This is a genomic window from Virgibacillus pantothenticus (assembly GCF_018075365.1).
In the GTDB taxonomy this organism is placed as follows: domain Bacteria; phylum Bacillota; class Bacilli; order Bacillales; family Amphibacillaceae; genus Virgibacillus; species Virgibacillus pantothenticus.
Genome location: NZ_CP073011.1, coordinates 546,837 through 572,276, shown reverse-complemented (window position 1 = coordinate 572,276; position 25,440 = coordinate 546,837). Strand labels below are relative to the sequence as shown.

Below are 25,440 nucleotides of genomic sequence, written 5' to 3'. Positions count from 1 at the left end.
AACCGTTTGGTGTTCCAGCACCAGGCGGTTTTTATTCATTTGGCTATCTATGTACAGTATACCCGATTTTGGTCCAAATGAAAACCGGGCAATTTGCTATTACTCCCGACATGCATGTTAACGGAGCTGAAGTAAACGGTCATTACAATCTTTATTAAAATTGTATGCAAAAACCATTGAATTCATGTACCCCAGTTCCAAACTTTACAAGATCGTGCTTTTGTAAATAAGTTACTGCTTGCTTCACTTCTTGTAATATGGATACATCCAATCCTAATGTATTATGAGAGCCAAACACCTTCTTCACCCCATCTATGTTAGAAATTTTTTCTAAAGAGGAAACTAAATCAACTGGATTTGCTGATGGATAAAAAGCATAGATAGGTGTTTGATCATACAATAAATCTCCCGTAAATAAATACCCCTGCTTTTCATCAAATACGGCGATATGCCCCGGCGAATGTCCTGGCGTATGATAGATTGTTAGCTGTCTGTTCCCTAACTCTATAATGTCTCCATCCTTCAATATATTGGTGGGAATTCCTTGAAATGGCATATATGTTTTAGGGTTAAACGTTGCCGGGGTTGGAAGTGTAATATCTCTTGCTATATCTTTTCTTATCTGTTGTAGTGTCAAACCCTCAATTCCATGAATGAGCCAGTCTTGATCTCTTTCATGAACATGAATCGTGTCATATTCTCCATGACTGCCAATATGATCTACATGAACATGCGTTGTGATTACTTCAATCGGTTTCGTTGTCAATTGATCTGTTATTCTTTTCATGCTATCAATTCCTAAACCAGTATCAATCAGTGCCGCTTTATCTTCACCTATTAATAAAAAGGAATGTACTTTTTCCCAATGACCGTACTCGCTAATAGCAAATGTATCGTCATTTATTTGTTGTACCGTAAACCAAGCATCCTGTAACAATGTTTATGGTCCCCTCTCTCTACTTAGTTAAACATTTTTCTATCTTAAGCTTATACTTCTTTTTCAACACGTCCAGTAAACTTTTATGAAAAACAGCCGGTGCTTCCTCATTTTAGTAACCCCAGCTGTTTTTCTTTATATTATAGGAATTTGGCTGAATAGAACACCCTATTTCAGCGCCTTTATAAACAGAAACCTCTAAGCCCGTCTAAATAATTTTTTCGCTACTTCCATACAAATCACCGCTGCGACCGCTAAACCTGTTGCAATAGTCCAATCTATAAAGCTAAATGCAGCAGGTATATTAAATACGCCTCTTGCAAATGGAAGTACCGTAATACCGTATAAAACAAATCCAAGCAATACAGCACCTATGACATATTTATTGGAGAAGAAACCAATTTTTATGGACGTCTCCGTATTCGAACGTGCAGCAAAAGTTTGTAATGTACGCGAAATAATTAATGTGGTAAACGCCATCGCTACTCCCATTTCATTAGAATGAGATAACCCGATATAGAAGGAAATGACAACCGCAATAGCAATTAGGATCCCCCGAGTTAGTACGGTTTGTAGGGTTCCGCCAGCAAAAATCCCTTCACCAGTCGGACGTGGCTTGCGTTTCATCACATTTGGTTCTGATTTTTCCATTCCTAGCGCTATTGCAGGCAACGAGTCATTCACTAAGTTAATAAACAACAATTGTAACGCTGTAAATGGATTTGGTAAATTGAAGATAACAGCATACAGAATAGCAATAATTGCACCTAGGTTACCAGCAAACAAATAGCCAATCGCTTTCTTAATATTATCGTATACCGTTCTGCCGACTTGGACAGCATTCACAATCGATACGAAATTATCATCTGTTAAAATCATCGCGGAAGAATCCTTCGAAACATCGGTACCACTTCCCATAGCTATCCCAATATCAGCTTGTTTTAAAGCAGGGGCATCATTGACTCCATCCCCTGTCATGGCAGTAACTGCTCCTCTTCGTTGCCAAGCACGCACAATCCTGATTTTGTTTTCTGGGGACACACGAGCATAAACAGAAATTTGCTCTATCTTCTCCTCTAACTCTTCATCTGACATCTTATCAAGTTCTTTCCCTGTAATGGCAATATCATTGTCTCCCATTAAACCGATATCTCGACCAATTGCTCGTGCTGTCGTTTTATGATCGCCAGTAATCATAATCGTCCGAATGCCTGCTGCCTTGGATTCTTCGATGGAGCCGTAAACAGCCTCTCTAGGCGGGTCCATCATTGCCGTTAGTCCGACTAATACGAAATCATACTCATCATCATGAGTTATTTCTGTTTTATTATTTGGTAAACGTTTATAGCCGTATGCCAGCACACGTAGTGCTTGATTGGAAAATTCCTCATTTGCTCCTTCAAAACGATCCAGTAAATCATCCGTCATTGGTTGCTCTTCTCCGTCTACGAACACATAACTGGAGCGATGGAACATCACATCTGGTCCGCCCTTAGCCAAGAGCATTTTTGTGCCATCTATAGTATGGACGGTCGACATCAGTTTTCGATCTGAATCGAATGGTAACTCAGCTTCTCGAGGATATTTTTTTCGTAACTCTTCATAGTTCTGTGCATGCTTGTTTGCAAAGTTGATTAAAGCAGTTTCTGTTGGATCGCCAACTTCCTGTTTATCCCGATTAATATACGAGTCATTACAAAGCGCTGCGATGTATACAAGCAACCGCTCTGCTTGCTGCCAATCATTTGGATCTTCAGGTAAGCGTTCGTGCTTATTAAACGGTAAAAAATGATCGGTAACGGTCATTTTGTTTTGTGTCAGTGTTCCTGTTTTGTCTGTACAAATAATGCTTGTTGACCCCAATGTTTCTACAGCAGGCAGTTTACGAATAATCGCATGCTGCTTCGCCATTTTATTCGTTCCAACGGATAATACGATTGTAACGATCGATTGCAGCGCTTCTGGGATCGCTGCTACTGCAATAGCTACAGAAAACATCAATGCATTTAATAATGCCGTTGTCGTATCAGCTTCACTATCACCTAACCAAATACGGGCTGCCTGAACAGCAAAAATAACAATACATAAGATGAGAATACCGATCCCTAACTTCTTACTAAAGTTATCTAATTTTTGCTGTAATGGCGTTGCTTTTTGCTCCGCAGTAGACAGCATATCCGCAATTTTACCAACCTCTGTTTTCGTACCTGTACCAGTCACAACAAAGGTACCCCTACCATAAACAACTAATGAGCTACTATACACCATATTGCGACGATCACCTAAAGCAGCCTCTTCCTCAATCACTTCGGTCGATTTTTCCACAGCTTCTGACTCACCAGTAAGCATCCCTTCATTCACCTTTAAAGAGCCGCTTTCCAATACACGACCATCAGCAGGGACGTAATCTCCTGCTTCTAAGTAAACAATATCTCCCTGAACGAGTTCTTTAGCAGCAATTGTCTGTTTTATACCATCTCGCATAACTTTTGCTTCTGGTGCCGACATATCTCTAAGTGCTTCCAATGAACTTTCTGCTTTTCTTGTTTGCACGACACTAATAACAGCATTAATTAATAGCACAAGGAAAATAATGAGTGACTCTACCCATTCTCCAAGCAATATCTGCACTCCTGCAGCTGCTAGTAGTACAATAACCATTGCATCTTTGAAAGTTTCTAAAAAAAGTTTCCACGTTGGGACCTTTTCTTTATCTTCTATTTCATTGTACCCATCCCGTTCAAGTCGTGATTTCACTTCTTGCTGCGTTAAGCCCTGTTGTGTAGAATCTACTTCTTTTAGAACGTCTTCTGTTTGCCTTTGGTAATATTCCATTTCCAAATCTCCTTGCTTGTTCAGTTTTGTAGACATGGGATGCATTGTGTTATTCATTGTCTCTCTGTTCTATTTCTTCCGTTTCTTGAACACGAGTAATCAACAGCTTGTCAACAAGCACACGGTCCATATCCACTACTTCTAGTTTTAAATCAGCTAAATAAATAGTATTCCCTTCTTTTGGGGTATTACCTATTTCATTCGTGATAAACCCGCCTAACGTCTGGAATGAAGTATCCTTTACAATATCTTCATCTATTTCATCTTCTAAGTCGAAATAGCGCAAAAACGTATCAAATGGTACTTGCCCATCTGCCAACCAGGATTGACTATCTCGTTGCATGATCGTAGCCCTTTCCCTGCTACCTTCTGTTTGGATTTCACCAACAATGACCTGCATAATATCATTTAATGTAACAAATCCTTCGACTCCTCCATATTCATCTACTACGACTGCCTGATGGTAGCCCGATTCTTTCAATGTTTCTAGAGCCTTAAATACTTTCACATGCTCTGGTAAAATTAATGCTTGTTCAATACAATCATTAATCGAGAAAGGTTCTCCTGATTGCAGTTTCGAAAAAACCTTTTTAGTATGTATAATACCCAAAAAGTGGTCCAAACTACCCTTTCCAACTGGAAAACGTGAAAATTCACTTTGACTAATGACTTGCATGTTCTCCTCAAAGCTACTTTCTATATCAATCCAGGTTAATTGCGTTCGTGGTGTTAGGATATCGCTAAGCCGCTGATCTCCCATATAAAATATTTGATCAACCATCTCGTGTTCAATTTCTTCAATACTTCCACTATGAACACCTTGCTCAATCATTTGTTGAATTTCTTCTTCTGTTACATCCGGCTCCTTATTTCTCTTAACCCCTAAAGCCTTTAATACAAGTGTTGTCGACCTATCTAAAATCCATATAAGCGGCTTAGCAACTTTAGAAAATAAGTACATTGGTTTGGCGACAGCAAGCGCTACTTTTTCCGGATTGGTTAAACCAATTTGCTTTGGAGTTAATTCACCGATAACGAGCGTCAAAAATGTTGTAAACGTAACTACTAAAACCATACTGATTTCTGTACTCCATGGCGCTAAAAAGGGAATCTTGCTTAAATGAACACTTAAATCATCCGCAATCGCAGCACCACCAAACGCACCGGATATAATTCCAATGAGCGTAATACCAATTTGTATCGTTGACAGCAGCTCACTAGAATTTTCAGCTAAATAAAGAGCTGTCTTTGCCTTGCTATTCCCTTCTTTTACTTTCTGTTCTAGCCTTATTTTTCTTGAAGTAACAATGCCTATTTCCGTCATTGCAAAAATACCATTGGCAATAATTAAAATGAAAAGAATAACAATTGATACAGCTAGATTGTCCATTTCTACACCTTTCCTTTTTTATCCCGCATATAAGGTGCTGTAAGACTCCTACTTCAAGAATTGGAGAATCCATACTACAATAAAAGTCTAAGTGGAAGATAACAGCACCTAAATGCCCTTTTTCGTAAGAGGCCTTTAGGTCATACCCTTGGGCTACTAATAATCAGTAGGAAACGAATGAACCTCCCCACCGATGGAAGAGTCACTTATCTGCCTTAAATGGAAAGGTATATCCCTTTTCATATGGCGGGTTATGCCGTTTCTTCAGGCAGAACATCTATAATAGCAGGATTGTATAATGTACCTTTATCATTATTTTGCCACAGTATAGATTATATTCCCATTATTACCATCAAATAAGCTTCTTATTTTAGCTAGTTCGTTCTTAAGGCTACAGAAAAGTCCAAGCTAACATAAGCGCTCATGTCAGCTTGGACAAAATTATTATGTAATCTTTCAACCAGTGAAGTTTTCTTTTATTACATGCACTGGTTGAAGATGAACAAGCATAGACTTCCAACTAGGTGCTAACTCTTCCAGTTATTTTCGAAGAATTCGCCTCGCCTTAAAGCAAAAAAGTCAGGTCTTATTCCCAATCATAATTCAAAAATAATCCCCATTAGAGAGTATATAATAACGGTTGAAAAAAGTACCGTCATATGAACAAGTGAGTAAAGGAACATGGAAGTAGCCCATTTCTCTGCATTTACTCTATGATAACGAAACACACTAAGTGTTAACCATCCTGCGCTCAATAATAGCGCTACTAGCATTAATCCTATACTTAGTGTTCCAAATAAAAAGCTAATCATAATCATAATGACTAAATAAACGTTTGTTTGAATATATGTTCGCTGCACTCCTTTTACTACAGGAAGCATTGGTATTTTTGCAGCTTCATACTGTTTATGATTACGAATAGCTATCGCATAAAAATGCGGCATTTGCCAAATAATCATAACTACAAACAAACCGATAATTGCTGGATGTGTAATGTCCGGATAAACTGCCGCCCACCCGATTAATGGTGGCATCGCACCGGATATACTTCCGATCTCTGTATTATACACCGTTCTCCGTTTACTCCACATCGTATAGGGAACCACATAAAAAAACAGTCCTAAGAAAGCCAACACAGCTGCTAACCATGTCGTTAATGCAAGCAATGCAATTCCGCTTATACTCATGATCACACTAAGCAAAAACACAATAACCGGTTTAATTTGTCCAGTTACAGTAGGTCTTTGCTTTGTCCTTTCCATAATCGCATCTATATCCCGATCATAGAGGTTATTAAAAGCCCCTGCTGCTCCGATAACTAAAGCTGTTCCGAGCAAAGCAAAAATAACTTCCGGAAGCTTTTCCATAAAGCTCATTTCATACGTATATAAAGCCAAAGTAAAACCAGCAAACATAGGAATAAGGTTCGAGCGTATAATTCCTAATTTTACTGTTTTTGCTAAAATGCTGATCCAATTTTTGTTTGATTCTTCCTGCTTATTTCTTAAAATCATGATAACTCTCTTCCCCTTAAAAAAATGATCCATACTCCATCATGCTTCTGATTCGCTTTCTTTTTCAAAAGCCAATACCCCAATTATATTATACGATAACAACGTGTAATTAGCATGTGAAAGATATGTGAATCAAGTGGAGCGTTACTCCCTTCATTTATTTTCAAGCTTCTTTTTGAACTTAATAGGAAAACATTAACAAACATTTAATAAATAACTATATACAATCAAGCCTATTTGTTATACTGGAAGTGTCGATACATTCATCATAATGAGGAGGTAATCAATTTGAAGAAAATGGAAGGAAAAATAGCAATCATAACTGGTGCAGCAATGGGTAATGGAAAAGGAATTGCCGAGGTCCTAGCTAAACATGGTGCTATTACCGTCTTATTAGATGTTTCCAAGCAGGTACACGATACGGCAAAAGAATTAGCCGAGCAAGGCTATGAAACAATGGCTTTAGAAGTAGATGTTACGAAAAACGAAGATGTGAAAGCTGGCATTGCAAAAGTAATAGAAAAATACCAGCGTGTAGATGCACTAATCAATAACGCTGGGGTCGTTCGGTTAGCAAACTTTGAGGATATGGATGACGAAACGAGAGATTTTCATTTCAATATTAATATTAATGGGGTTTGGAATGTGACCAAGGCAGTGCTTCCTCATATGAAAAAAGCAAAGCAAGGTAGAATTGTAAACCTATCATCTGTAACGGGTACAATGGTTGCTGACCCTGGTGAAACCGCATACGCAACAACTAAAGCAGCTGTACTCGGCTTTACCAAATCTTTGGCTCGTGAGGTAGCTCCAGATAATATTACCGTAAATGCTATTCTGCCAGGTTATGTCCTAACACCGATGGCTGAGCAAATGGCAAAGGAAACGAACCCTGACAATCCGCAAGAGGTTATTGACGGTATCGCTAGTGGAGTTCCTTTAGGACGTCTAGGTAAAATTGAAGAAGTAGGCGAGCTTGCTGCTTTCTTAGCATCTGATGAATCAAGCTATATCACAGGTACACAAATTGTTATTGACGGTGGAAGTACATTACCAGAAACCGTTTCTGTAGGAAGCTAAGCTTCATCCACATGCCATGTAACGAGAAGGAATCATTTTTTTCGTTACATGGCTTCGTAATCCGTTCTAGTCACCCCCAATTATTTATGTCGTTCCACTCTAAATAATCTCGCCTTGATACTGCACAGCTTTTTTTCTGGTGGAAATTGTTCTCCAATTATTCTTCTCCTTACACATGTGGCAACATCTTTTACCATTTCGACCAAATTATTTTGGATGATAAACAGCAAACTAACAAGCTGACTAAAATAAACCCCATCAATCGTTGTAACCCAAAAGCCAGGTGATTCGGAACAAGCGTATGATGTTGATTTTATCCCCCAGGAAACTGGCAAAGCTGCCATGGCAAAATTTGTGAAAGATTATTATCATGTCCCGTACGATCACACCATAGCCTTTGGAGGCAGCGGGAATGATATTGGAATGTTAAAATGCGTAAAGCATGGATACTTATTACAGAATGCAGCCGTTAAAAGCCATATCATTGCATCAGCAATTAGCGCCAAAGCCTTATGCTGATGGAATACGCTATATTTTGCAGAAGTTGTTTACAACAGGTGCCCATTATAACGTTAACGTTGGCACAACGCATTTTATCTTCGCTTATTTCGGGTGGCTGCGGTTGAAGCTGCCAGAAATATGTTAATTATTTGTAATTGAAGGAACGAATATGTTTCGATAACTTTCGTTTAACGTTAAAGCGCACTGCAACAAAATCATATCCAGGCTTTCTAAGAAACACTACATACTCTACGGGCAATGATTTGCCGCTTTTAAGTCTCTTCTTTAGCCCCTTTGCGTAATATAGCATATGTTTCTATTAAAAATATAATGAAAGAAACTACTCCTGCAATAATAAAACTACTAGTTTGCTGGATGCCTATGATTAATCCGATCATATGTAAAATAAAAGTTCGGATTAATAACAAGAAAATGAGGTAAAATAAGTTTTCCCCAATGATGTGTTTCACTAAAAAATCGATAACATTATCAACCGTCGATAAAAATATCAGGTAAGCGATAAATACAAAGCCAACCTGCTTCATGTTCAATTCCAAATCAAACAATGTATTGGTCATTTTTATCGAGCCAAATAACGTAAACAGGCCTATCCCAAGTACTAACGTGATTAGTAACGCTAGAAAAAATGCGGCTATTGTTAACCCCAAAATACTACTCCTGTTTAACTTATCCTCTTTTTTCTCACTAATCAACATCCATCCAAATAGAACTGAAAATAAAAGTACGAATATAATAACAGTGATAGAGATAACTAGTTTCATACACACCCTCCGAATTTTGATCTATCTGTCTATCGATATCTTTGCTTTCCTTGGGTGAAATTCCATTAGGTGTACTGTCACAGATGAACAATGCCCTTACACATGTAGTAAGAAGTAAGTACATTGTTGGTATTCTATTTTGATTGCGAGACCGATGTTTCCACTTTTTTTTCTACCTTGACGTGTTCTTTTAAAAGCTTTAAGAGCCGCTTCAGCATCTGTTCAGAAGTAATGACAAAAGATGCATGCCCAAATGTATATTTAATTTTTAAGACATACCCTTGGTTCCCCTCTTGTGAAAAACCGGAATATCTATGACTTTTATCAATCGGTACAACGTGGATGGTGTTTATTCTTTTCCACGGAATAAACCGCATACCAATTAATATCCCATCATGTTTCACCGCAAATAAATTTAATGGCAGCATAAAATAGGAATATGCCAAAAAGAGAAGCATAAACAAATATTGATGCCAAGAAAATACCTCTGTGATATAGACAATCGTGAACATAGCAATAATAAACAGTACGAGCGCAGCGTTTATGATTAAACCATTTTTCTGTCCTTCAACAGTCGGCGGAGCAGTTATTTTTTGCGGATGTTTTCGAATCGCGTTTCTTTCTCCCCTCGTTGCTGGGAGGACGATCCTCTGCCTTAATTTTATAATTACCTGAATGATCCGAAAGCTGTAATAGACAAGTGCCAATATCACCAAAATCATCATGGACATTTCCATGATAAACACCACCTTTTTGTAAATCAAATGAGAACAAACCGATTATAGAGCTTCGTATTCGTCTACCGTAGATCCAGGGATAAACTGAATGGAATAAGTCGAGCATAATTCAGCTTGTAATTTATGTAATAAAGTGTACCCGCCCTCATTATATGCAAATTCCTGTTGCGCAGCATGTGGTAATAATTGTTCTTTTTCCCAATCTATCCATTTGCCATATTGTGCACTCCAAGATTCCAATTGGTCCATTAATCCTTGAGAAATAGGTAAATCTTCTATATCTAAATTACACCGACAATGCTTACACCAAATCGGGTCCGCTCCAATATCTGCTTCTATAATTAATTCTCTCGTTTCTCCACGTTTACAACAACAATCCAAACGCAATACCTCCTAACCGACTGTATTCTACTTTAGATTATAAGTGATGAATATGTTTTTAGGAACCTTTTACAAAATTTATCAAAAATTGGATGAATTAATCATTCGCCAAACACAAAATGAATCCACCAGCACTAGCAGGAAGTAAGTTACTTTTTCATGCATACAAATCAAATCCTATTTTACAGTATAGTTACTAATTAAACACTAGTACGACAGCAATATTTATTATCTATAGATATATTTTTTAAAAACAAGCTATTGGCCTTATTATTGTATCAAATGACATCACTGTGCAGAAAACCAAATGATTAATTGTCATTTTTCTCCTGCTTATACCAAATAGTAGTAGCTAATTGATAGAACACCCTCGCTGTTCATGAAGATCAGATTTAAATTAATGGAACAAAACCATTTCTGTTTTATGGTTACGACACTCACCTTCATCTGCGTTCTTTCGCACATGTAAACAGCTAGTTAACAACTTAAACCATAAGTTTCTTCCCTCATGATAAGTAATACTTTACACTTATAAGCAGAGAGGTGAATTTATGGAACCGCAAGCAAACTATTTTGGAGATAAATTGAAAAAATGTAGAGAAGAACGCGGTTGGTCGCAGGAGAAATTAGCAAATGAACTACATGTCTCACGACAGGCAGTGTACAAGTGGGAAGCAAATAAAGGTTACCCCGATATTCAAAACTTAATTCGCATTAGTGATCTGTTTGGTATAACCATAGACGAACTTATTCGAGGGGATAGAAAAATGCAGGAGACGATAAGCATTGACGAGGGAGAATTATTTGACCAACTTTCAGATCCAGGGTTTTATTTAGGCATCCTACTTATATTTATAGGTATATTCATTTTTGATGGACCTTTGACAAACACATTCTCGTTGATTGGTCTCCTTACCATCGTCTTTTTTACGGATACCGTGCAATCATTAAAAACATTATTTAAAAAGTAGTCATGCTTTATGGAAGAAGAACGAAGCGCACATTGCAACAGATGTAGCGCTTATTTTTATTCAGCATGCATACCTAAGTGAAAACGCAATTCAGATATTGCTTTTATCAATTATCTGAATTAAAATAATTAAAAGAATATTTTACCAAGAACTGTTTAACCATAATTTTCTGAGGAGTGAGATATTGAACACGAGATCAAATGTTAATTTGGATAAAATGTTACAACGGGCAAGAAGAAATACACTGGGAGATACACTTTCTCGTACTGCTGATCGAATGCCAGATAAAAATGCAATCACTTACAAATCGATAACATTAACGTATAAAGATTTGAATCATTTAGTGAACCAAACAGCACATGCATTTTTAGCACATGGGATGAAAAAAGGAGATATGATAACGGTCATGTCCAAAAACAGCTTAGATTTTGTAATTGTTAATTTCGCACTTGCTCGAATAGGAGCCGTAATGGTTCCAATTAATTATCTGTTAAGCTTAGAAGATATTGCGTATATTGTAGAACATGCAGAGGTTACTGGACTTATAGCTTCGGAAGAATATGCAAATATACTTGCCCAAGCGTCGTCAAGCATGGATATTAAATACCGATATATGATGGACACAGACAAACAATCGCTTGAAGGTTGGAAATTACTAAGTGAAATAAGAAAATCGCAACCAAAATCACTGATTGAAGTTGACATCGAAGAAGAGGACCTTTGTCACGTTTTATATACAAGTGGTACGGAATCACGACCTAAAGGTGTTATGCTTTCACATAAAAATATTGTAAGTGAGTACGTTAGTTGTGTTGTGGATGGGAAAATGGAAACGCAGGATACGATTATCCATGCTTTGCCACTTTATCACAGTGCGCAACTTCATGTGTTTTTAGGCCCGAGCATTTATGTTGGGGGTAGTGGTATTATTCTTGATGGAGCAAATCCTGAAGTTATTTTAAAAACAGTCGAAGAGAAAAAAGTGACGCAGCTTTTTTGTCCGCCAACCATTTGGATTGCGTTATTGCGTCATCCTGAGTTTGCAATACGTGATTTATCTAGTCTAAAAAAATGCTACTACGGCGCAGCAATTATGCCAAGAGAAATATTAAGAGAATTAGCAGAGCGCCTACCTAACGCAGGTTTTTGGAATTTTTACGGTCAAACAGAAGTGGCACCACTTGCCACGGTGCTAAAACCAGAGGATCAAATTCGAAAGCTCGGTTCAGCTGGAATTCCGTCATTAAATGTACAAACAAAAATTGTTGACGATAATGATCAAGAGATAGCGCGTGGTGAGGTAGGTGAAATCGTACATCGAACACCACATGCGATGAAAGGCTATTTACACGATCCAGATAAAACAGCTGAAGCATTCCGAAACGGCTGGTTTCATAGCGGCGATTTAGGTGTAATGGATGAAGAAGGCTATATAACCATAGTCGATCGTAAAAAAGATATGATTAACACAGGAGGAGTGAACGTATCAAGCCGTGAAGTAGAAGAAACCATTTATCTCTTAGAAGGCGTGTCGGAAGTCGCTGTCATTAGCATACCAGATGCTTACTGGATAGAGGCGGTAACGGCGATCATTATTCCGAAAAAAGACACACAGCTAACAAAAGAGATGGTTAAAACATTTTGCAAAGAAAGATTGTCTACATTTAAAGTACCAAAATACATTTTATTTACAGACACACTCCCCAAAAACCCAAGTGGAAAAGTTCTTAAACGTAAGTTGCGAGATCAATATGGGGATATAAGTGTAGATTTATAAGATATTTATGATATTATACTACGGATTGAATGCGTGAATAAAGCGAATCTTCAATCCGTAGAAGTTTTCTTTCATCCACCACTGATTGTTAGTACCGTAATGGTATGACCTAAAGGCCGCTTACGAAAAAGGGCATTTAGGTACTGTGATCTCCCACTTAGACTTGCTGTAGTATGGATTCTCCAATTCTTGAAGTGGGAGTCTTACAGCACCTTATATCCGGGATAAATTACTTAGCTCTCAACAAACGGTATACAAACCAGAATAATTAAGGTTATCCACAGAGCTTAAACTCTGTAACAGATGATGCGCTTTAATTTTGAGTAGAAGCTATCACCTAGCCCCAAGAGATAGTTCATGAGACTCCCATGCGGTCTTCGGCAATGGACTAAAGATGAGGATAATCGCTTCCTCGTTGTATATTATTTCGACAAACGTTATACGTTTCGCTGCTTCCAAAGCTCCATCGGGTTTTCTTGTCCTTCACGTAAAGGCATATGAACAGGAGCTAAAGAGCGTTGTTCTTTAGGTTTTTGTAAATCTTCGTAGATCTTTTTGGAAGCTCCTAAACCTACTTCAACAGCTTCCTCGACAGAAGCACAGTAATATATCTTGCTAATTCCTGCAAAATACATCGCCGTTAAACACATCGGGCATGGCTCTCCACTTGCATACATCGTGTAGCTTGATAAATCATTTGTTTGTAATGCTTGTTGTGCTTTTCGAATAGCTAATAGCTCTGCATGACCACTTATATCATAAGTGTGATGTAATTCATTTACCCCTTCTGCTTTAATCTCTCCATCTTTCACAAGTACCGCTCCAAATGGCTGTCCGCCTTCTTTCACATTTTCCACTGCCAGCTCTACTGCACGTTCCATAAATTTATCCATGACTATTACCTCCACCAAAATAATATAACAGATAAATCATCTTATATACGTAAACTATCTTTCCCTCACTCTCTCTAAACTTGTATGTCTGTGTTTTTAACCTAAATCGATAGATAAGCGAATCATATCCGTACACGGAATTCCATTTTCAACAATGGGTTCTGAGTAATGCTTAACAAAAAAATCTTTGTCTACACCAGTTATTCTAAAACCACATTTTTGATACATAGCTAGCTGACCGATACTCGAATTTCCTGTGCCAACTTCCATGATTCTACATTTCTTTTCTTTCGCTTTCTGTATAGCATCAGCAATAAGCTTTTTTCCATACCCTTTCCCTTGTTCTTCTTCAGCTATAGCTATATTAACCAATTCAATGGTACTAGGCCTGGTTGGAAGCAAAACATAAACCCCGGCCACTTTTCCATCTATTTCGGCGATAAAACATTCACCTCTAAAAAGATATTCTTCTACTAATTCTTTTTGTGGATCTGCTTCTAATAACAATTCCAGCGGTGGGTTTTCACCTGCCTGCAACTTCCTAATTTGCATTCAATCATTCCCTCTATCCATTTCAATTTGCATACACATACTTTCTTCAAAATCACTATAACATATCTAATAATAGAAAGACATTTAATTTTCTTGTGATTTAAATCATGATAAAATGAATTTTCAATCAGTACCAATTTTCTATTATCCTCACTGATTGTTAGAGGAACGAATCAGGTAATTGATTAGTAGTTGGCTCTCAAAACATCCCCTGGTTTTCATCACAGGATTGAAGCAGGACTTTAGTGACAGCTATAAATAAAGTGAATCTGTAATAGGGGTTCTCTTTTGCCACCCCCCTGATCTAGTTAAGCCTTGCACTTATCCTCTCAGAAACCATTTCTTAAAGTAGAAGTAGAGATTTACTGCCAAGAATATGAGAATAAACTTGGCTAATGAGGAGGTTAACAGACTGATGAGACAACATATGCTTTTGGGAGCTTTACTGGTTATCGTTATTTTTTTGGTCGCATGTCAAAACAGTAACGACTTGTCTTCAGATGAACAACAAACAAATAACAAGGAGGAGATCGCTTTGAATCAATCACTCATAGAAGCAGCTGCAAAGGGAAATCAGGAAAAAGTAGAACAACTACTCCAAAACGGTGCAAATATTGACGCAACCAATGATCAAGGCACTACAGCTGTACTCGCCGCTACATACAACAACGAAGTGGAGACAGTAAAATTGCTCATTGAAGAAGGCGCCGACATTAACAAACAGGATGATCGTTCGGACAATGTCCTGCTTTACGCCGGAGCAGAAGGCTTGCTAGATATTTTAAAATTAGCTTTAGAAGCTGGAGCTGACACAACACTTACCAATCGTTTTGGTGGAACAGCACTCATACCCGCTGCTGAACGGGGGCATGTAGATGTAGTAAAGGAATTACTCACCAACTCAGACACCGACGTAAACCATATTAATAATCTGCATTGGACAGCATTGATGGAAGCAATTGTGCTTAGTGATGGTGGCGAAAAGCATCAACAGATTGTCCAATTACTTCTTGAACATGGTGCAGATGTTTCGATTACGGATAAGGAAGGGGTTACCCCATTAGAGCATGCCAAAGATCGCGGATTTGATAAAATAATTAAGTTATTGGAGAAGGCAAAGGCTTAAAGTAAAGCTTCCATCAGTGGGGTTATTTTATCCACCACTGTGTGTTAGTCCCGCCTGAGTATGACCTAAATACCTTTGAACAGTCGGGTGTTTGGCTTACAATTGGTGTTCCCATCCCTCACCATGATGTTAATCCCATAGGGGGGTGGAGCTTTACTGCTAGTTTTATGGGATAAGTAATTTGCTTTGGTAGGGCAAATCTGGCTGTGGGCTTCTCATACATTAAGAAGTCCGCAGCCAAACTAATTCATTACCCTTCCTTAGTTTCAAATCCCTCAACGACTAATTTCCCAATCATTTTTCCTGATTCTACAGTAGCGTGCGCTTTACGTAACGTTGCCGCATTAATCGGAGATAGCTTTTCTTGCAGCGTAGTTTTTAGTACACGTTGATCTAACAATTCGCTTACTTTATTTAATAAAAGATGTTGGTTAATCATATCTGGTGTTGTGTATAATGAACGTGTAAACATAAATTCCCAAACGAAAGTGGCGCTTTTACTTTTTAATACATTTAAATCAAGCGGTTGTTCATTTTCCACAATGGAACATACTTTTCCTTGAGGTTTAATTACTTCACCCATAGCTTCCCAATGCTGATCCGTATTATTTAAGCAAAGAATATAGTCTACCTCATGCAACTGCTTTTCTGTTAATTGTGCTTTCAAAGCCTCATGATGATTGATGACATGATCAGCACCGAGTTGTTTAACCCAATTTACCGTTTCTGGACGAGAAGCAGTAGCAATGACTTCCAAACCAGCCCACTTAGCAAGTTGGATCGCAATCGAACCTACTCCCCCAGCGCCACCAATGATCAGAATGCTTTGTAAATTGTTTTTCTGGCTATTCTCAGGGTTAATTGCTAATCTTTCAAATAACGCTTCCCAAGCAGTTATGGTCGTTAGCGGCATCGCAGCAGCTTCTGCAAAGGATAATGTTTTTGGTTTTTTTCCTACAATCCGTTCATCTACCAGGTGATATTCACTATAAGTACCTGATCTGTTAATGGCACCAGCATAGTAAACTTCATCACCTACCTGTAATAATTCACAGTCTTCTCCTACTTCTACAACCACTCCGCTAGCGTCCCAGCCTAATACTTTAGGCGTTTCTTCTTTCTTTTCTTTTGGTGCACGCACTTTTACATCCACCGGGTTAATAGAAATGGCATTTATTTTAATTAACAAATCTTTACCCTTTGCTGTTGGTTTAGTTGCTTCAAAATCAAATAGACTACCTTCCTGCTCAATTGGTAAATACTCTAACAATCCGATTGCTTTCATTCGTATCATCTCCTTTAATTTATTTGTTCCTATTATAAAAACAAACACAAAATAATGTAAGAAGGCACATTTATGTTGTATAGTAACATTAGTGTTACCTATATTGTTACTTCTAATATGGGAGTATTACGGTATCACGATCCCCGGGAACCGCATACCTGCAATTATCTAAAACTAAAACAGGCGGTGGATAGATGAGAAACAGAAAAAGCGGATACGGCTGCCCTGAAGGCTGTCCGGTAGAATCAACTTTAGATGTCATCGGCGGGAAATGGAAAGGCGTTATCGTGTATCATTTGCTAGATGACAAAAAGCGCTTCAACGAGTTACGTCGCTTAATTCCTGGTATAACCCAACGTATGCTATCTTTACAATTAAGCGAACTGGAACAAGATGGTATTATTTGCCGTAAAGTATATCCAGAAGTCCCTCCAAGAGTCGAATACTCGATGACTGAATTTGGAATGACTTTAGAACCCATTATTACGCAAATGAAAGAATGGGGAGACAAATATAAAGCTAGAATGTTCGAGAATAAGTAAAAGAGTCAATAATGTTTTTTCTTATTCTTTTACTTACATTAAAACACAAGCTCATTACGTTTTCAGCAAAATATACAATGAAGAGGCGTCCTGTATCTCAGTATTTCACATGCCAACACCGAATCAGTTTTTAACTAGGAACAAAGGCGCAAGCGCCCGTTTAGCAACGTAGCGAACGGAACGAATCAACTAAAGATTTAGGAATCATGCCACTAAAAACAGGGGTATGCCGTCGTCGGGAGGCAAGCCCGTTTTTAGTCGGCCTTCCTCTTTACGACGTTATCGTAGGGCGCATTTCTAAAGTCGCATCGTTGCCGGGCTCATGAGCCGGACGTGGCTAGTCAGTTATTTTGTTATTCCCAAGCATCTCTTTACACTTTCTTATCTACTAGCAAAAAAGAGAGCAGTATGCTCCCTTTCTTTTTTTGTGCCTCACCGTTTTAGAAATCCTTATAACCTTAAAGATTTCGTTTGTTGCACCATTTCAATTTCTATACCTTGCTCCATTTTCCGAGCGCTGAGGGACGTAAAAAGAGCACAAATACCAACCGAAACGACTACCAATAATATAATCCCTAACAAAGTTACCAGTACCGGACTAGCCTCTTTCCATACTAGTACTGTATGAACGAAACTTGCAGCTAGACCAAACACGCCACTACTGTCGCTTGCAACCTCTTGAGCCAACTCTTTTGCTTCTGTAGGAATAAGTAGCAAAACATATGGAATAAGTGCTAAAAGCAGATACACATACGAAGCGATAAATAAAAGTAATGCCGATCCAAATTTCAGCCTATTTTGCGGATTTTCCGGATTATATTTCGCTCCAATGGTTCCAAACCACAGACCTATCCCGCTAATACCAATAGTCATAACAGCTTTCATAGCAATCCCAGCAATAAATTGAAGCACTGTCCAGCCTAAGAACAGACCAACAATAATCTCAATAACCGTTAACACGACAAAAGGAATGAGCCAGCTAATCCAAAGTTTTCCAAGTGCTATTTCTTTTCCGGACAATGGAAGAATACGCAAAATCCAAAGGTTATTTGCTTCCCGAGCAACCGAAGAACTAGCAATCTGCCCATTAAACATGGCATAAATCAGCAGAAAGATAACTTGCGCTACGGGCCATGTCACTTCATGGGGACCACGTAAATCGCTCAAACTGCCGCCTCCATTTATCACTCCCGTAAAGATATATCCGACAAAAAAGAAAAGTAACGGTAGAAAAACTAGCCACTCTCTCATATCACGCTTCATCACCAACCATTCTTTCTTACCAATCGCAATAACGGGATGATTTGGTTCGGCCTTGGACACTTTTTCAGAAGTTTTCTTCTTTCTTTTTCCTCCCCCTTCACTTAGCTTAACCCAACCCGTTCGGAAACCCTTTTCCACAAATATGGACGCAAATAAAACAGATATAATTGCTAATGTAACCATCATAGTTAACGGTAGAATAAAACCAAAAGACCCCGTACTTGCTTCGGAGATAGCTTTGCTAGCCCAAGTTAGCGGCACCCATTCTGGAAAAAGAGGAAGCCCAGTTAAAATCATTTCCGTTAAAGAACGTTCAACCATCATATCTGGAAGCATAATTAATAAATATACAAATACACCAGAAAGAACACTCATAACAGTCATAAATTCATTTGCCCGGCTAGCTGGAATGATTTGAATAAGCAATAAGTTAAACAAGTAAGCAATCGACAATCCAATCACCATCACCGCTAGCAAAACAAGGAAAAAAACAGGATAGTACAACATATGCACACCGACCGTTGCTCCGTATGTGAACATCGGAACAATAACGATAATAAAAAATATTAGGGGTATACCTGCAAAGCTCTGAATATATTTCGTCCAAAAAATATATTTCGTCGGAATAGGCATCGTAAATAATAAATTCAAATCCGTTGCTGAGTAAAGTTGTTTAAATACTTGCGGCAACCCAAACAAAATAAGAAATCCGATTACTGCTAGCATACCGTATGCTAATACACCTTCAAAAATGTAACCCGATAGAGACCCGCTAATTGCAACAATACCATTCGTAATCCAGATTAAAAAGAATCCAATTAAGAGAAACGTGATGAGATACCCAACGTACGACTTGCTAGACTGGGATTTAAATGTATTGATAAAGATCTTCCATTGATTAGCAAGCAAGACTTTCATCATTGGCTGCCACCTTGATTCGTTAATCCTTGAATGATTTCCTGATGGTCTTCGCCACCTGTTAACTCTAAGAAAATATCTTCCAAACTCTTATCTGCATATTCGCCTCGACTTCTTAATTCTTCCAACGTTCCTAAAGCAATAATGTCTCCTTCAAAAATAATCCCCACACGATCACACATTTGCTCAGCAATTTCCAAAATATGTGTTGATAAAAAGGCTGTCATCCCATTATCACAAAGCTCACGTAATAAATTCTTTAATGTTCTGGCACTTTTCGGATCCAGGCCTACTGTCGGCTCATCTAAAAACAGCACATCTGGACGATGTACTAGAGCGCCACAAATGGCAATTTTCTGCTTCATCCCATGAGAATAACTTTCAATTAAATCATGAGCCCGATTCGTTAACCCGAACATATCCAAAAGCTTCCTCGCTTCTTCTTGAAAGACGTCCTTGGGGATGCGATAAACGGAAGCGATAAATTCAAGATAATCCCAACCGGTTAGCTTCGGATAAATATTCGGCTGATCTGGCACATAAGCAATATGCTTTTTTGCCTCAATCGGATTTTTCCATATATCAATACCAGTAATGGCAGCAGTTCCACTGGAAGGTTCTAACAATCCAGTTAGCATTTTAATCGTCGTCGTCTTCCCAGCACCATTAGGTCCAAGGAATCCAAAAAGCTCTCCTTTCTTCACTTCAAGTGTAATATCTTTAACAGCCTTGTGCCGACGATACGATTTTTCTAAGTTGGTTAGCCTTATTGCTTCCATTGTCTCACCTTTCATGTTTAAAAGTTATTATTATTATAACAAACATCCAGATACAGGTATATTCTCAGAATACGCCATAATCGCAATATGGATTAGAGACATTATTTTTAAGAAGGCATATATAAACTTGTTCGCAATTATAACTGAGTACTCACTCTTGCCTCTTACTTACTGCTTATCTGCTCATAACCGCCTACTTTCTTTGTATCAACCCTCAAGTCTCCCATCACTTTACTCCCTAAACTGAAATTACTTTCATGAAAACGCATAAAAAAGATACTTTATACAGAATAACCTGTAGATATATACAATATAATGCAGCCTCCATATAATAAAAGTATAGCTATATGTCTTTCTTATTGTATCTAGATACATGGGCAACAATTAGAGAAAGAATTAATAAGTATACTGCCTTACAACTTCAATATTTACCAATACAAACTTAGAAAGGTGAGCTACCATGTCTAAAAAGAAAATTGTTGGTGTTACAGCTTGTTCTGCTGGAATAGCACATACGTATATGGCCGCAGAATCTTTAGAAAAAGCTGGGGGTGCCAAAGGATATGAAATTAAAGTGGAAACACAAGGTTCCATCGGTGTCGAAAACAAACTTACCCCTCAAGAAATTGAGGAAGCGGACGTAGTAATCTTAGCTGTAGAGATTAATATAGATATGTCCCGTTTTGTAGGCAAACGTGTGTTAAGAGTACGGGCAGCCGAAGCGATTAAAAATCCAGAGGCTTTAATTGAAAAGGCTTTAAATCAAGCAACGAGTTACGGAGAAAAAGGAACGAAGGCTGGCATAGCCAAAATGGGTAAAACTGAAGAAGGTGGCTTCTTCCAGCATATTATGGCAGGTATTTCCTACATGATCCCAATGGTTATCGCGTCAGGACTTATTTTAGCTATTGCCAATGTATACGCATTCCAAAAGGATGAAGCAGGAAGAATTGTCAACTGGGGGTTTGATACTTCGACATTCATGGGAGATTTAATGTCCAACTTGTTCAGTGTTGGACAAGTTGGTTTTCTATTGATGATCCCATTATTTGCTGGATTTGTTGCTAACTCCATAGCTGGAAAACCAGCTATTGCCGCTGCCATGATTGGAACATATATTGCCAACGATGCAGAAATGCTTGGCGCAGAAGCTGGTGGAGGGTTCCTAGCTGCTATTCTTGTAGCCTTCGCCGCTGGCTATTTAGTAAAAATTCTTAAAAAGATTCCTTATCCTAAAATGATCCAACCTATTGTACCCATTATGATACTTCCATTAGTAAGTACATTAATTATATCTATTTTTGTTCTATATGTGATTGGCACTCCAATGGCTTCGATGATGGACTTTTTATATGAAGGGTTAACGACGCTAAATGAAAATTATGCCGCTGCTCCAGTTATTGTTGGTGTTATTATCGGAGCAATGGTCGGATTTGACCTTGGTGGACCAATTAACAAGACAGCACTTGTTTTTGGAACAGCGGTCTTTACTGACACCGTTGCTAAATACGGAATTGAAGGCGCCAATTTTGTACCACAAACAGCTACCCAGGCTGCTATTTCGGTTGCCCCGCTTGGCATTTGGCTTGCTTCCATATTATTTAAAAAGAAATTTTCACCAACCGAAAAAGTATCTGCTCACAGCGCCTTTGGAATGGGTATGGTTGGTGTAACGGAAGGTGCAATACCTTTTGCTGCACAAGACCCCATTCGAATGATCCCTGCCTTTGTTGCTGGATCAGCAGTTGCTGGAGGGCTTGCAGCGGGATTAGGCGCAAAATTCTATGGTGGAATTGGCTCCCCGCTCGGCACATTTATTGGTTATATTGAACAGCCTATACCATTTGTTACATGGATATTTAGTGTCATGACAGGAGTTCTCGTAACAGCTATTATTATTGGATTTACAAAGAAAAAGGTGGAATAAATCATGGTTACATCTATTTTAGATATGCAACATATTACTTTTCAAACTTCGGCAAAGACAAAAGACGAAGCGTTACAATTCATTGCAGACTTTGCTAAGGAGCAGGGCATTGTTAAATCCGCTAAGGCTTATTATAAAGGTCTTAAAAAACGCGAGGAAGAGGTTACAACTGGGTTTAAAAACTCCATTGCTATTCCTCACTGTAAGCATAGAACAGTTAAAAAACCTGGGCTTATATTAGTTAAATTCAAAAACCCAATCGATTGGGAATCCATGGATAATCAACCTGTTCATATTACGTTTGCACTTGCAATTCCTGAAGGGAAGAACCAAGAACATTTAACATTACTCAGTACTATTTCTCGAGCATTAATTGATGAAGCATTTACTAAAAAAATCCTAGAAGCTTCCACCACTGAAGAAATGTTTACCGTTATTAAGAATAAATTACTTACTCAAGGCAATTAACAGATTAGGGTGTTGTTGAAATGAAAACTAAAATTCATGTTATCGCTCATACCCATTGGGACTATGAGTGGTATTTTACAAGTAATGAATCATTTATACAGCTTTGTTATCACGTAGATGAAGTAATAAAAGCTTTACAAGAGGGAGTCCTCGACTACTACATGCTGGATGGACAAATGAGCATTGTCGAAGATTATTTGGAAGTGCAGCCAGATAAAAGAGAAACATTAAATTCCCTTATTACAACAGGAAAATTAAAAGTTGGTCCTTGGTACACACAATCAGATCAAATGATCATTCGTGGTGAGTCGCTTGTTCGTAACTTGCAACTCGGATTAGAATCAGGGGATGCATTAGGAGGGGCAGATCGTTTAGGGTATGTACCAGATGCGTTCGGGCAATCCATTGATATGCCGAAAATCTTTTCCCAGATGGGCATTGATAAAGCTGTTTTTTGGCGAGGATTATCATCCGATCAATTGAGTCAAAGAGAATTCCTTTGGCAATCGGAGGATGGTTCCAGACTGTTAACCTACAATATAAAAGATGGTTATTTCGTGGGTGTGCAGCTAATTGAAGTAGACTATACGAAACCATTATTGGATCAAATTAAGCAAGATAGCACATCCTCTCATATTGCGCTACCAGTTGGTGGCGATCAACGCTATGTCGATTTCAATTTAAAAGAACGGATTGCGTATTATAATGATCAGCTTACAGATGAGCAATTAGTGGAAAGTAACTACGATCAGTTGTTTGCACAAATTAATGAAGAAGCTAAAACTTTACCAATTGTGCAGGGAGAATTATTGAATGCAGAAGTTTCCAAAATTCATCGCTCCATTTACTCATCTCGCTACGATCATAAATATTTAAACGATAAAATAGAACGCCGACTGATTTACCAAATTGAACCATTAATGACGTTAGCAGATCAGCTAGGGCTACCTTATAAGCAAGAACTAGTAGATAAAATTTGGAAATTGACGTTACGTAATCATGCTCATGACAGTGCAGGGGGATGTAATAGTGATAAAACGAACCAAGCTATTTTACAACGGTTCATTGAGGCTGATCAACTGTCCTATTCTGTAGTAGATTACTTAACAAGAAAAATTAGCGAATCAAGAAAAAATCTAAAAGAAAATCAAATTACTGTCTTTAACACGTTGCTAATAGAAAGAGAGCAAGTTATTGGCATTACATTATCGCTACCACAAACTGCTTTTACGATTTACCATGAAGGGAAAAAGGTCGCTTTTGACATAAAAAAAATAACCAAGCATTCGAATGCACCTATTCGAAAAAACATTCATCCTTCTCCAGAGTCATATTATTACGAAATTGAAATTGCTTTGCCTTTAAAGCTACAACCACTGGGTTATGAAGTACTAGATATTAAATTAAACGAAGATAGTATAGAAACAACCTCTGCTTCTAAGCAACTAGAGGAAAACGGAAATACGATTGAAAATGAGTACTATCAAGTGTGTTTCAAAAATGGGAGTATTCGAGTTCTTGATAAAGAAAGCAACATCCTTTACCCTGATTTCTTAATCGTGGAGGATGCAGGAGATGACGGTGACAACTACGACTACTCACCACCAGCAAACGATTGGAAATTGCAATTTAAATTTGATACAGCTAACGTTTCTATCGTCCAAGGAAATTGGAAAAGCTCATTAAAATTAAACGGCTGCTTTATTATTCCGAAAAACCAATATGAACGAGAGCAAGGAAAGGCTACTGCATCAATTCCCTACTGCTGCACACTTAAGTTAGAAGCTCATAAACAAGCAGTGGATGTTCATTTAGAAATAAATAACCAAGCAATGGATCACCGCATGCGACTACTTGTAAATAGCGGAGTAAAAACGGAGCACAGTATAGCTGACACACCTTTTGGAACTATTTCTCGTCCTGTTGTCGACCCTAACTTAAAAGATTGGAAGGAAAAGAACTGGAAAGAAGAACCAACAGGCCTTTATCCTATGCTCAGTTTTATCAACTTACATGACCAACAAAAAAGTATTACCGCTTTTACAAAGGGTATCAAAGAATATGAAGTCATCGGATCCAAAGATAAGATAATTGCGCTTACCTTATTCCGTGCGGTAGGCTATCTCGGTAAGCCTGATCTCGGGCGACGTCCAGGTGTTGCTTCCGGTAATCAATTCAAATATATTAAAACACCAGATAGCCAATTGCAAAAAACATTAACGTTTAAATGCTCCATTCAGATTAAACACACATTTAACGCAGCACGTGCATTCTGTAAATATCAAAAACACGCCATATCTTTTCCCTATTATCAACAACAAAACGTGAACCAATTTACTAATACGTTAAAATATTTTGTAATGCATCCACTGCCATTCCAAGTTCCAGAAACATATTCTTTTGTTGATGCTACAAAAGTAAAACAAGTCGTGTTTAGTTCATGTAAGAAAGCACGTAATAGAAAAGGGGTGATCATACGCTTTTTCAATCCAGTTGAGCAGGCTATCCAAGATGGTGGTGAGCTAATTTGCCAAGAAGATATTCACTTTTGGCAGTTTACCACGATGGAAGAGACGATTGATGAACAACATTTCCAAAGCAGCCAAACGATTCCCTTAGGTAGATTTAAACCAAAAGAAATTAAAACGATTTATATAGAATTTAAGCACCCATAAAGGAACAAAGGCGCAGGGCGCCCGTTTGCAACGTAGCGAATGGAACGAATCAATTAAAGATAAAGGAATCATGCTTACTAAAAACAGGGGTATGCCGACGTCTGGGC

23 protein-coding genes are annotated in these 25,440 nt (G+C 38.2%); 10 read left to right on the top strand and 13 right to left on the bottom strand.

The genetic code is table 11. The features are described from left to right. Positions 1 to 154 precede the first annotated feature (154 nt). The 4 genes from KBP50_RS02705 to cyoE all read right to left on the bottom strand — a co-directional run bounded on the left by KBP50_RS02705 (position 155) and on the right by cyoE (position 6,676). Entirely contained in the window at positions 155 to 937 is a 783-nt protein-coding gene (locus KBP50_RS02705) for an MBL fold metallo-hydrolase (protein ID WP_050349867.1), read from the bottom strand. A gap of 198 nt (positions 938 to 1,135) precedes the next feature. Further along, positions 1,136 to 3,772 (bottom strand): cation-translocating P-type ATPase, encoded by a 2,637-nt coding sequence (locus KBP50_RS02700; protein ID WP_050349866.1) that lies wholly within the window; start codon positions 3,770 to 3,772, stop codon positions 1,136 to 1,138. A gap of 49 nt (positions 3,773 to 3,821) precedes the next feature. Then, complete coding sequence (locus KBP50_RS02695) at positions 3,822 to 5,162, bottom strand: hemolysin family protein (RefSeq protein WP_050349865.1); 1,341 nt, start codon at positions 5,160 to 5,162, stop codon at positions 3,822 to 3,824. 596 nt (positions 5,163 to 5,758) lie between these two features. After that, complete coding sequence (cyoE, locus tag KBP50_RS02690; RefSeq protein ID WP_050349864.1) at positions 5,759 to 6,676, bottom strand: heme o synthase; 918 nt, start codon at positions 6,674 to 6,676, stop codon at positions 5,759 to 5,761. Positions 6,677 to 6,973: 297 nt separating this feature from the next. Here cyoE and ucpA point away from each other — a divergent pair, with 297 nt between their 5' ends. Then, on the top strand, positions 6,974 to 7,756 hold the full coding sequence (gene ucpA / locus KBP50_RS02685) for an SDR family oxidoreductase UcpA (protein ID WP_232231427.1): 783 nt from the start codon (positions 6,974 to 6,976) through the stop codon (positions 7,754 to 7,756). Positions 7,757 to 7,836: 80 nt separating this feature from the next. Here the strand turns inward: ucpA and KBP50_RS22005 are convergent, their stop codons facing one another. After that, the gene (locus tag KBP50_RS22005) at positions 7,837 to 8,100 is read right to left on the bottom strand and encodes a hypothetical protein (protein WP_050349862.1); all 264 of its coding nucleotides are present in this window, start codon (positions 8,098 to 8,100) and stop codon (positions 7,837 to 7,839) included. Here KBP50_RS22005 and KBP50_RS22000 point away from each other — a divergent pair. Further along, positions 8,099 to 8,275: an HAD family hydrolase gene (locus KBP50_RS22000; protein WP_232231166.1), complete on the top strand. Its 177-nt coding sequence runs from the start codon at positions 8,099 to 8,101 to the stop codon at positions 8,273 to 8,275. The two genes, KBP50_RS22005 and KBP50_RS22000, sit on opposite strands and share 2 nt — an antisense overlap. After that, entirely contained in the window at positions 8,199 to 8,402 is a 204-nt protein-coding gene (locus tag KBP50_RS02675; protein ID WP_175609423.1) for a hypothetical protein, read from the top strand. Before KBP50_RS22000 ends, KBP50_RS02675 begins: the two co-directional genes overlap by 77 nt. Positions 8,403 to 8,529: 127 nt before the next feature. On the opposite strand, the gene KBP50_RS02670 is transcribed toward KBP50_RS02675, so the two are convergent. The 3 genes from KBP50_RS02670 to KBP50_RS02660 all read right to left on the bottom strand — a co-directional run bounded on the left by KBP50_RS02670 (position 8,530) and on the right by KBP50_RS02660 (position 10,157). Further along, on the bottom strand, positions 8,530 to 9,039 hold the full coding sequence (locus tag KBP50_RS02670) for a hypothetical protein (protein WP_050349861.1): 510 nt from the start codon (positions 9,037 to 9,039) through the stop codon (positions 8,530 to 8,532). Between the two features lie 134 nt (positions 9,040 to 9,173). After that, positions 9,174 to 9,776, bottom strand: coding sequence for a hypothetical protein (locus tag KBP50_RS02665; RefSeq protein WP_050349860.1), 603 nt, complete (start codon positions 9,774 to 9,776; stop codon positions 9,174 to 9,176). 42 nt (positions 9,777 to 9,818) lie between these two features. Beyond that, positions 9,819 to 10,157: a hypothetical protein gene (locus KBP50_RS02660; protein ID WP_050349859.1), complete on the bottom strand. Its 339-nt coding sequence runs from the start codon at positions 10,155 to 10,157 to the stop codon at positions 9,819 to 9,821. Positions 10,158 to 10,708: 551 nt separating this feature from the next. Here KBP50_RS02660 and KBP50_RS02655 point away from each other — a divergent pair. Continuing rightward, entirely contained in the window at positions 10,709 to 11,128 is a 420-nt protein-coding gene (locus tag KBP50_RS02655) for a helix-turn-helix domain-containing protein (RefSeq protein WP_050349858.1), read from the top strand. Between the two features lie 217 nt (positions 11,129 to 11,345). After that, a complete protein-coding gene (locus tag KBP50_RS02650) occupies positions 11,346 to 12,905 on the top strand; it encodes a fatty acyl-CoA synthetase (protein WP_050350039.1) in 1,560 nt (519 codons plus the stop codon). A gap of 437 nt (positions 12,906 to 13,342) precedes the next feature. Here KBP50_RS02650 and KBP50_RS02645 read toward each other — a convergent pair whose 3' ends face one another. Next, positions 13,343 to 13,798: a nucleoside deaminase gene (locus tag KBP50_RS02645; protein WP_050349857.1), complete on the bottom strand. Its 456-nt coding sequence runs from the start codon at positions 13,796 to 13,798 to the stop codon at positions 13,343 to 13,345. Between the two features lie 96 nt (positions 13,799 to 13,894). Next, positions 13,895 to 14,350, bottom strand: a complete 456-nt coding sequence (locus KBP50_RS02640; RefSeq protein WP_050349856.1) for a GNAT family N-acetyltransferase — start codon at positions 14,348 to 14,350, stop codon at positions 13,895 to 13,897. A 415-nt stretch (positions 14,351 to 14,765) separates the two neighbouring features. Between KBP50_RS02640 and KBP50_RS02635 the strand changes: the two genes are divergently transcribed. Continuing rightward, a complete protein-coding gene (locus KBP50_RS02635; protein WP_367946521.1) occupies positions 14,766 to 15,476 on the top strand; it encodes an ankyrin repeat domain-containing protein in 711 nt (236 codons plus the stop codon). 250 nt (positions 15,477 to 15,726) lie between these two features. Here the strand turns inward: KBP50_RS02635 and KBP50_RS02630 are convergent, their stop codons facing one another. Further along, complete coding sequence (locus KBP50_RS02630; RefSeq protein WP_050349855.1) at positions 15,727 to 16,761, bottom strand: zinc-binding alcohol dehydrogenase family protein; 1,035 nt, start codon at positions 16,759 to 16,761, stop codon at positions 15,727 to 15,729. A gap of 194 nt (positions 16,762 to 16,955) precedes the next feature. Between KBP50_RS02630 and KBP50_RS02625 the strand changes: the two genes are divergently transcribed. Then, positions 16,956 to 17,303 (top strand): winged helix-turn-helix transcriptional regulator, encoded by a 348-nt coding sequence (locus tag KBP50_RS02625; protein WP_050349854.1) that lies wholly within the window; start codon positions 16,956 to 16,958, stop codon positions 17,301 to 17,303. A gap of 450 nt (positions 17,304 to 17,753) precedes the next feature. Here the strand turns inward: KBP50_RS02625 and KBP50_RS02620 are convergent, their stop codons facing one another. Together KBP50_RS02620 and KBP50_RS02615 are read right to left on the bottom strand one after the other, a co-directional pair. Further along, complete coding sequence (locus tag KBP50_RS02620; protein ID WP_050349853.1) at positions 17,754 to 19,487, bottom strand: putative ABC transporter permease subunit; 1,734 nt, start codon at positions 19,485 to 19,487, stop codon at positions 17,754 to 17,756. After that, positions 19,484 to 20,278 (bottom strand): ABC transporter ATP-binding protein, encoded by a 795-nt coding sequence (locus tag KBP50_RS02615; protein ID WP_236691347.1) that lies wholly within the window; start codon positions 20,276 to 20,278, stop codon positions 19,484 to 19,486. Before KBP50_RS02615 ends, KBP50_RS02620 begins: the two co-directional genes overlap by 4 nt. A gap of 445 nt (positions 20,279 to 20,723) precedes the next feature. Here KBP50_RS02615 and KBP50_RS02610 point away from each other — a divergent pair, with 445 nt between their 5' ends. Genes KBP50_RS02610 through KBP50_RS02600 form a run of 3 tightly spaced genes read left to right on the top strand, consistent with a single transcriptional unit; the run spans position 20,724 to position 25,333 of the window. After that, on the top strand, positions 20,724 to 22,190 hold the full coding sequence (locus KBP50_RS02610; RefSeq protein WP_050349851.1) for a PTS fructose transporter subunit IIC: 1,467 nt from the start codon (positions 20,724 to 20,726) through the stop codon (positions 22,188 to 22,190). A gap of 3 nt (positions 22,191 to 22,193) precedes the next feature. Beyond that, on the top strand, positions 22,194 to 22,658 hold the full coding sequence (locus KBP50_RS02605) for a PTS sugar transporter subunit IIA (RefSeq protein WP_050349850.1): 465 nt from the start codon (positions 22,194 to 22,196) through the stop codon (positions 22,656 to 22,658). Between the two features lie 20 nt (positions 22,659 to 22,678). Continuing rightward, positions 22,679 to 25,333, top strand: a complete 2,655-nt coding sequence (locus KBP50_RS02600; RefSeq protein WP_050349849.1) for a glycoside hydrolase family 38 N-terminal domain-containing protein — start codon at positions 22,679 to 22,681, stop codon at positions 25,331 to 25,333. The last annotated feature ends 107 nt before the right edge of the window (positions 25,334 to 25,440 follow it).

Bases quoted from the DNA above. Each gene is read 5' to 3' on its own strand.
- KBP50_RS02615 (WP_236691347.1), bottom strand. From the start codon at position 20,278: ATGAAAGGTGAGACAATGGAAGCAATAAGGCTAACCAACTTAGAAAAA.
- KBP50_RS02695 (WP_050349865.1), bottom strand. From the start codon at position 5,162: ATGGACAATCTAGCTGTATCAATTGTTATTCTTTTCATTTTAATTATT.
- KBP50_RS02605 (WP_050349850.1), top strand. From the start codon at position 22,194: ATGGTTACATCTATTTTAGATATGCAACATATTACTTTTCAAACTTCG.
- KBP50_RS22000 (WP_232231166.1), top strand. From the start codon at position 8,099: ATGGCAAAATTTGTGAAAGATTATTATCATGTCCCGTACGATCACACC.
- cyoE (WP_050349864.1), bottom strand. From the start codon at position 6,676: ATGATTTTAAGAAATAAGCAGGAAGAATCAAACAAAAATTGGATCAGC.
- KBP50_RS22005 (WP_050349862.1), bottom strand. From the start codon at position 8,100: ATGGCAGCTTTGCCAGTTTCCTGGGGGATAAAATCAACATCATACGCT.
- ucpA (WP_232231427.1), top strand. From the start codon at position 6,974: ATGGAAGGAAAAATAGCAATCATAACTGGTGCAGCAATGGGTAATGGA.
- KBP50_RS02610 (WP_050349851.1), top strand. From the start codon at position 20,724: ATGTCTAAAAAGAAAATTGTTGGTGTTACAGCTTGTTCTGCTGGAATA.
- KBP50_RS02640 (WP_050349856.1), bottom strand. From the start codon at position 14,350: ATGCAAATTAGGAAGTTGCAGGCAGGTGAAAACCCACCGCTGGAATTG.
- KBP50_RS02700 (WP_050349866.1), bottom strand. From the start codon at position 3,772: ATGGAATATTACCAAAGGCAAACAGAAGACGTTCTAAAAGAAGTAGAT.
- KBP50_RS02635 (WP_367946521.1), top strand. From the start codon at position 14,766: ATGAGACAACATATGCTTTTGGGAGCTTTACTGGTTATCGTTATTTTT.
- KBP50_RS02675 (WP_175609423.1), top strand. From the start codon at position 8,199: ATGGATACTTATTACAGAATGCAGCCGTTAAAAGCCATATCATTGCAT.
- KBP50_RS02620 (WP_050349853.1), bottom strand. From the start codon at position 19,487: ATGATGAAAGTCTTGCTTGCTAATCAATGGAAGATCTTTATCAATACA.
- KBP50_RS02630 (WP_050349855.1), bottom strand. From the start codon at position 16,761: ATGAAAGCAATCGGATTGTTAGAGTATTTACCAATTGAGCAGGAAGGT.
- KBP50_RS02645 (WP_050349857.1), bottom strand. From the start codon at position 13,798: ATGGATAAATTTATGGAACGTGCAGTAGAGCTGGCAGTGGAAAATGTG.
- KBP50_RS02600 (WP_050349849.1), top strand. From the start codon at position 22,679: ATGAAAACTAAAATTCATGTTATCGCTCATACCCATTGGGACTATGAG.
- KBP50_RS02650 (WP_050350039.1), top strand. From the start codon at position 11,346: ATGTTACAACGGGCAAGAAGAAATACACTGGGAGATACACTTTCTCGT.
- KBP50_RS02665 (WP_050349860.1), bottom strand. From the start codon at position 9,776: ATGGAAATGTCCATGATGATTTTGGTGATATTGGCACTTGTCTATTAC.
- KBP50_RS02625 (WP_050349854.1), top strand. From the start codon at position 16,956: ATGAGAAACAGAAAAAGCGGATACGGCTGCCCTGAAGGCTGTCCGGTA.
- KBP50_RS02670 (WP_050349861.1), bottom strand. From the start codon at position 9,039: ATGAAACTAGTTATCTCTATCACTGTTATTATATTCGTACTTTTATTT.
- KBP50_RS02655 (WP_050349858.1), top strand. From the start codon at position 10,709: ATGGAACCGCAAGCAAACTATTTTGGAGATAAATTGAAAAAATGTAGA.